The organism is Bifidobacterium pullorum subsp. saeculare (assembly GCF_016899725.1).
GTDB lineage: Bacteria > Actinomycetota > Actinomycetes > Actinomycetales > Bifidobacteriaceae > Bifidobacterium > Bifidobacterium pullorum_C.
Genome location: NZ_JACLYU010000009.1, coordinates 66,003 through 72,482, shown reverse-complemented (window position 1 = coordinate 72,482; position 6,480 = coordinate 66,003). Strand labels below are relative to the sequence as shown.

Sequence of the window (6,480 nt, the reverse complement as noted above, 5' to 3'; positions counted from 1 at the left end):
ACCGCACTCACACACCCTCCGGTGACCCGAACCCACAAACAAGCACGGGCTGCGATTGGACTGGCAATCAAATGACTCTACAAAAGTAGTACAAACACGCTCTTGAGTTCTCAAACCACCACCACACACCAAGCCGATCCGATCCCCCCTCAGGCGGAGGAACCGCACCGCTCAGCGGCAGCGAGTGATTAACTTACACGCACCCAAACCAAAACGCAAACCCACCCCAACCAACCACCCCCAAAACCCCTGCAAACACACACCTCCCCCGGCGTGTCGAAAACACCCAAAACCACCACCCAAACCACCCAACACACCCAACCCAACACCCCAAAAAACACCCACCACCCGCGCGCCACACCAACCAACCACCCGCGCGTCACACCAACCAACCACCCGCGTGCCACACCAACCAACCACCCGCGTGCCACACCAACCAACCACGACAAACCGTACGCCTACGAGCCGCAAGAGCACGATTCGCCGCACTGACACGACACCCATGCGACAAAACGTACGCCTGCGAACCGCAAGAGTACGATTCCCCGCATAAGGACCGTAAGAATGCGGCAAAACGTACTGTGGCGGCGAGTAAGCGTACGGTCCGCCGCATAAGGACCGTAAGAATGCGGCAAAACGTACGCTTAAGCGCCGCAAGAGCACGATTCGCCGCACGGTGGGGCGCTGAAACGGTCTCCCGACGGACGCATTCCGGGCCAATCGCATCCACGTAGAATCGGTGGGGTGAGCACATCCCGAATCCCGAGCGTTCCGGCCCCGGCAACCCAGCCCCAGGCCCAGGCGGCCACGTCGGCCGGCGCCCCGACGGCCCCGGAGACATCGGTTTCGTCGATTCCGTCCGCCCCGGCCCAGCCGGCCCCGGCGCCCCCGGTCCAAGGCCCGTCGGAACCGTCCGCCCCGGCGCCACCGCGCCACCCCCGCCTCGCGGCGGCCGGCCGCATGGCGCGCTGGGCGCTGGCGATTGCGGCCTGCCTGTGGGTCGCGCTGTGCACGGCGGTCGGCCCCCTGTATTGGGCGGACTCCTCCATCGCCGACTTCGGCCTGGCGAACGCAGGCTACTTCCTCCTCACGCTGCTCGTCACGCTTGGCATCGTCGTCGCCTTGGTGCGGTGGGCGAACGGCGTGCCGGTGTTCGGCTGGCACCGGCGCCACGGCGGCAAGGTGGAGCGCGAGCCGCGCCGCCTCGTCCCGATGGGCCCGCGCATGTGGGCGGCCAGCTGGGCGCTGTCGCGCCCTGGCCGCGCCATTCGCGCCGTGGGACGGGCGATCGGCCGCGGCATCGTGCGCGCCACCGACCGCTGGTGGAAGGTGGCGATCATCCTGTTCGTCGGCTGGCTGTGGGTGCCGTCGACGCTGCTCGTGGCCTACGGCTCGGACGTGCGCTCCCAGATCCGCGAGTTCAGCTGGGCCTGGAACCAGTGGACGGGACTCAAGCAGCCGTACATCGGCTTCTTCTCCTTCGTGCCGATGGACATCTACCCGACCGCGCACTACCTGTGGCCGGCCGAGCCCACGTATCTGACCGACCAGCACAATATCCTGCTCACGTTGCTCTATGGCGCGGTCGCCTCCGTCTCCCGCTACCTGACCGGCACGAACGACTGGGGGCTGGTGGTGCTGGCCGCCGGGCAGTTCCTGTTCGCCGTGTTCTGCTGCTCGGTCACCGCGCACCGGTTCTTCGACCCCCGGGCCGCGCACCTCGCGCCCGCCGATTCCAGGATTCCCGATTCCCGGATTCCCGATTCCCTGGCCGCCGCCACGCCGCCCCGCAGCGGCGCGGTGGCGCGCGTGCTCATCCTGGCGTTCTTCCTGGTGTGCCCGCTGGCGGTGTTCTCGACGATTTCGCTGACGAAGTCGCCGTTGTTCGCCTTCGCCTTCGTGTGGTGGTTCGGCGTATGGTACGAGCTGCACGGCGACGCGTCCCGCGGCGACGGGACGCGCCCCCGCCGCCGCACCGTCGCGGCGTTCGTGGTGTCCACCTGCGTGATGCTGGCCTCGGCGAAGTACGCCTGGTACATCATCCTAGCGGCGTTGGTGCTGGCGCTCATCGCCGACCGTCGCCGCTGGCACACCTACGCCGTGGCGCTGCTGCTGCCGGTGGTGCTCATCCACGGCGGCACCTCGCTGGCCATCGCCTCGGGCGCGATCATCGGCGGCGACCCGATCGAAAGCCGCGGTGTGCAGCTGCAGATGATCGCCCGCGTGGCGGCGAAGGATCTGGAGGCGATCCCACAGGATGCCAAGGACAAACTGGCGCCCTCGTTCAACCTCGACCAGATGGCGGACGCCTACTTCCCGCAGGACGCGGACCCGGTGAAATCGTCCGGCATCCAGTCGAAGAAGGTGAGCTACAAGTGGCGCACCGTCACGCCGGAGGACATGGAGGATTTCAACGCCGCCTGGCTGGAGATCGTCAAGGCCTCGCCGGTGGTGGCCCTCGACGCCTTCCTGGCCAAATGCTTCGGATACTTTGACATCGCTGACATGCCGTACACCCCGATGAGCTATTACATCAACAACGACCAGGTGCAGCGCAACTCCGCATGGATCCGCTACTACAACCATGACTGGCGCGACCAGGTGTCGCGCACTGTGGACCATCTCAGCGCCATCCCGGTGCTGGGATGGCTGATGCACGGCAATACCTATGTGATCGCCACGCTGCTCATCGGCGCGGCCGAGGTGGTGCTGCGCCGCTGGCGCACGCTGGCCTGGCATATCCCGCTGCTGCTGCTCATGGGCGTGATGGTCACCGCGCCGGCCAACAACTTCGAACGCCATATGCTGCCAGTCGCGTTCGTGTTCGGGTTCCTGTGCGTGGTGTTCGCGCGCGAGTCGCGCCCGGCGCGGCGGCATGCCGCGCGGCGCCGCGCGGACGAGGTGGACCCGGCCGCGCTGGAGCATGCCGACGCCGCACCGGCCCGTGGGGCGGCGCGCGTCTGACGGCGGCCGCCCGCGCCGGGCCACGGAGCCGCGGAAGCTAGACTTGGGTGGCATGAACGAGATGACGGCGGACTTCGAGGCGCGCGATTTCCTGGCGATGCTCGGCGACGGGCGCGATCCGGAGACCGTCGTCTTCGAATGCCTGGCCTCCGGCCTGGCCGACGCGCGCGTGGCCTCGCTGCTCGCGGTGGTCGGCTGGGATGACGGATTCGATTGCTTCGCGATCGGCGGCCGCCCGCGCGTGAACGCGGCCGGCGCCGCCGAACGCATCCGTTCGGCGGCGCGCGACCTGGGCGGGTCGGACGCGATCGTGGGCACGAGGGACGGCTGGGTGGTGGCCGTGCTGCGGCGGCAGAACGCCGTGGGCCCGGAGGTGGCGGCGACGACGATGGCCGACGCCTTCGCCGACGACCGTCCACTGTGCCTGGGACCGCTGCGCCACGGCGTGGCCGGTGCCGCCGAAACGCTGCGGGGGACGCTGTACGCGCTGGCCGCCGCGCCGGCCATGCCGGACTCGCCGCGGCCGATGCGCGCCGACGACCTGCTGCCGGAGCGCGCGCTGCTCGGCGACGACGCCGCCCGCCGCGAGCTCGTCGAGGCCGTGTACGGCAGCCTCGACGAGGCCGGTCCGAACGATCCGACGATGCTGACGGTCTCCACCTTCCTCGCCTCGGGCGGCTCCCTGGAGACGACCGCGAAGGAGCTCAGCGTGCATCCGAACACGGTGCGCTACCGGCTCAAGCGCGCGGCCGAGTCCACCGGATGGGACGCGACCGACCCCCGCGACGCCTACGTGCTCACCACCGCGATCGCACTCGGCCGCATCCACGCGGCCCGGGCCGACTGACGGCCCCGGATACGCGAGAACCCGCGCCCCACGGAATCGTGGGAGGCGCGGGTTCTGCCGTTGGGTTCGACCGCGATCGCGGACCAATCAGGCCATGATGGCGGTGTCGACCGGGATGCCCGGGTTCATCGTGGAGGTAATCGTCGCCTTGGTCAGGTAACGGCCCTTCACGGTGGACGGCTTGAGACGCTTGACTTCGTCGGCCACGGCCTTGAAGTTCTCGTCCAGAGCCTGCTCGTCGAAGCTCATCTTGCCGATGAGGAAGCTCAGGTTGCCGTTCTTGTCCACGCGGAACTCGATCTTGCCGCCCTTGATGTCGGTGACGGCCTTGGCCACGTCCATGGTCACGGTGCCGACCTTCGGGTTCGGCATGAGGCCACGCGGGCCGAGCACGCGGCCCAGGCGGCCGACCTTGCCCATCATGTCCGGGGTGGCGACCACGGCATCGAAGTCGAGGAAGCCGCTGGCCACCTTCTCGATCAGCTCGTCATCGCCGACGATGTCGGCGCCGGCCTCGGTGGCGGCGGTGGCCTGCGGGCCACGCGCGAACACGAGGACGCGCACGGTCTTACCGGTGCCGTGGGGCAGGGAGACCGTGCCGCGGACCAGCTGGTCGGCCTTGCGCGGATCGACGTTCAGACGGAACACCGCCTCGACCGTCTGGTCGAAGTTGTAGGCCGGCATGCTCTTGAGCAGCGCGATAGCCTCGTTCGGGGTGTACAGGTTGTTGCGATCGATGCGCTCGGCAGCTTCGCGGTACTTCTTGGAACGCTTCACCATTGTCCTATTCCTTCCCTTCCTCAGTCGGTGACCGTGATGCCCATCGAGCGGGCGGTGCCCTCGATGATCTTCATGCCGGCCTCGACGTCACGGGCGGACAGGTCGGGCATCTTGATCTCGGCGATCTCGCGGACCTGGGCCTTGGTGACGGAGCCGACCTTGTGGGTCAGCGGGTTCTCGGTGCCCTTGGCGACGCCGGCGGCCTTCTTGAGCAGAGCCGCGGCCGGCGGGGTCTTGAGGATGAAGGTGAAGGAGCGGTCTTCGTAGACGGTGATCTCGACCGGGACGATCTGGCCCATCTTGTCCTGCGTGGCCGCGTTGTAGGCCTTGCAGAAATCCATGATGTTCACGCCGTGGGAGCCCAGGGCCGGGCCCAGCGGCGGGGCCGGGTTGGCCTTGCCAGCTTCGATCTGGAGCTTGATCAGCGCCGAGACTTTCTTCTTGGGAGCCATAGGTTGGTTCTTCTTTCACTACGCGGTCCGAACGGCCATCCCGCGCCGTTGGCCGGTACCGCTGCCGCGGCGCCGGGCGATGGGCGGTGGGACGTCCTCCCGCATCGTATGGTTGCTGTGCTGTGCCAGCGGGCACGGCTTACGCCGGCCCTCCAGTCACAAACCGTTCCATTATGCGTATGCCGCGGGACATCGCGGTTCCCCCGCCGCGCGGCCCGCGGCTCCCCGGCCCACAGCCCACGGCCCTCCCGGCGCACAGGCCGATCATAAGCGCCGCCCCCATGCGGCAAACCGTACGCTGACGACGCGCAAGAGTACGGTTCGCCGCACGAGGACCGTTCCACTGCGGCAAACCGTACGCTCACGACGCGCAAGAGTACGGTTTGCCGTGGGAGGGGCGGGGAGCGAGCGTGGGAGAGGGCAGGAAAGTCGAGGAATACGAAAAACCCCGCCGATGTGGAGCGGGGTTGACGTGTATGGCAGCGGGGCGATGGGCCCGCGCGCGGCGCTCAGTCGAGCTTCTGCACCTGGTCAAAGCCGAGCTCCACCGGCGTATCGCGGCCGAAGATGGACACGAGCACAGTGAGCTTCTGCGTGGTCGGCTCCACCTCGGAGACCACCGCGGCCATCGTGGCGAAGGGGCCGTCGGTGACGGTGACCTGGTCGCCCACCTTGTAGGAGACCTCGACGGTGCGCTTCTTGGCGGCGGCGGGCTTGTCGCCGGCCTTCTTGAGCGCCTCGGAAGCGATCATCGGAGCCATCATCGAGACGACTTCCTTGCGCGTGAGCGGGGCCGGGTCCTTGGTCGGGCCGACGAAGCCGGTCACGCCTTCGGTCTCGCGCACGATGCGGCGGGCGTCCTCGTCGGGCCACATGCGGATGAGCACGTAGCCGGGCACGCGCACGCGGCTGATGACCTTCTTGCCCTTGTCGGTGTGCTTCTCGACCTCTTCCATCGGGACCTCGATCTGGAAGATCTTGTCCTCGAGGCCGAAGCTCTGGATACGGGACTCGACGTTGGCCTTCACGCGCTTCTCATAGCCGGAGTAGGTGTGAAGCACATACCACTTGCCCTCCAGCGTGCGCAGGGACTTGGCGAACTCGTCGACGGCCTGCTGGCCGGCGTCCGCAGGCTCGTCCTGGCCGGCCGTGGCATCGTCGGACGCCTCGGTATCGTCGGAAGTCTCAGCATCATCGGCGGACTCGCCTTCGGCGACAGCCTCGTCGGCAGCATCGGCGGCAGCCTCAGCGGCGCCGTCCTCGGAAGCGGTGACGGACGCATCGGCGGCGACGTCGGCGGTGTCCTCGGCCGCAGCCTCGGTCGCCTCGGCGGCGGCCGGCTCGGCGTCCTCGGCATGCGCGGCGGCTCCGTCCGCCATCCCAGGCAGATCGGCCAGCGCGTCGAGGTTCTCGAGATTCACTTCATCACTCATGCGT

At 68.1% G+C, this 6,480-nt stretch carries 5 protein-coding genes; 2 read left to right on the top strand and 3 right to left on the bottom strand.

Features of this window, described 5'->3' with window-relative positions; genetic code table 11:
- Positions 1 to 960: 960 nt before the first annotated feature.
- Together H7U32_RS05890 and H7U32_RS05885 are read left to right on the top strand one after the other, a co-directional pair.
- Positions 961 to 2,964: a DUF6020 family protein gene (locus tag H7U32_RS05890; RefSeq protein WP_239457553.1), complete on the top strand. Its 2,004-nt coding sequence runs from the start codon at positions 961 to 963 to the stop codon at positions 2,962 to 2,964.
- A gap of 52 nt (positions 2,965 to 3,016) precedes the next feature.
- Positions 3,017 to 3,811 carry a PucR family transcriptional regulator gene (locus H7U32_RS05885; RefSeq protein ID WP_239457552.1) on the top strand — a complete coding sequence of 265 codons (795 nt, stop codon included), beginning with the start codon at positions 3,017 to 3,019 and terminating at the stop codon, positions 3,809 to 3,811.
- Between the two features lie 87 nt (positions 3,812 to 3,898).
- On the opposite strand, the gene rplA is transcribed toward H7U32_RS05885, so the two are convergent.
- From rplA to nusG, 3 genes are all read right to left on the bottom strand, one after another.
- Positions 3,899 to 4,591 (bottom strand): 50S ribosomal protein L1, encoded by a 693-nt coding sequence (gene rplA, locus H7U32_RS05880; protein ID WP_204468903.1) that lies wholly within the window; start codon positions 4,589 to 4,591, stop codon positions 3,899 to 3,901.
- 20 nt (positions 4,592 to 4,611) lie between these two features.
- Positions 4,612 to 5,043, bottom strand: a complete 432-nt coding sequence (gene rplK / locus H7U32_RS05875) for a 50S ribosomal protein L11 (RefSeq protein ID WP_204468901.1) — start codon at positions 5,041 to 5,043, stop codon at positions 4,612 to 4,614.
- Between the two features lie 509 nt (positions 5,044 to 5,552).
- Complete coding sequence (gene nusG / locus H7U32_RS05870) at positions 5,553 to 6,476, bottom strand: transcription termination/antitermination protein NusG (RefSeq protein ID WP_204468899.1); 924 nt, start codon at positions 6,474 to 6,476, stop codon at positions 5,553 to 5,555.
- Between the last annotated feature and the right edge of the window lie 4 nt (positions 6,477 to 6,480).

What these genes read in the sequence shown, in the direction of transcription:
- H7U32_RS05890 (WP_239457553.1), top strand. Translation starts at nt 961, where the DNA reads ATGGCGCGCTGGGCGCTGGCGATTGCGGCCTGCCTGTGGGTCGCGCTG.
- H7U32_RS05885 (WP_239457552.1), top strand. Translation starts at nt 3,017, where the DNA reads ATGAACGAGATGACGGCGGACTTCGAGGCGCGCGATTTCCTGGCGATG.
- rplA (WP_204468903.1), bottom strand. Translation starts at nt 4,591, where the DNA reads ATGGTGAAGCGTTCCAAGAAGTACCGCGAAGCTGCCGAGCGCATCGAT.
- rplK (WP_204468901.1), bottom strand. Translation starts at nt 5,043, where the DNA reads ATGGCTCCCAAGAAGAAAGTCTCGGCGCTGATCAAGCTCCAGATCGAA.
- nusG (WP_204468899.1), bottom strand. Translation starts at nt 6,476, where the DNA reads ATGAGTGATGAAGTGAATCTCGAGAACCTCGACGCGCTGGCCGATCTG.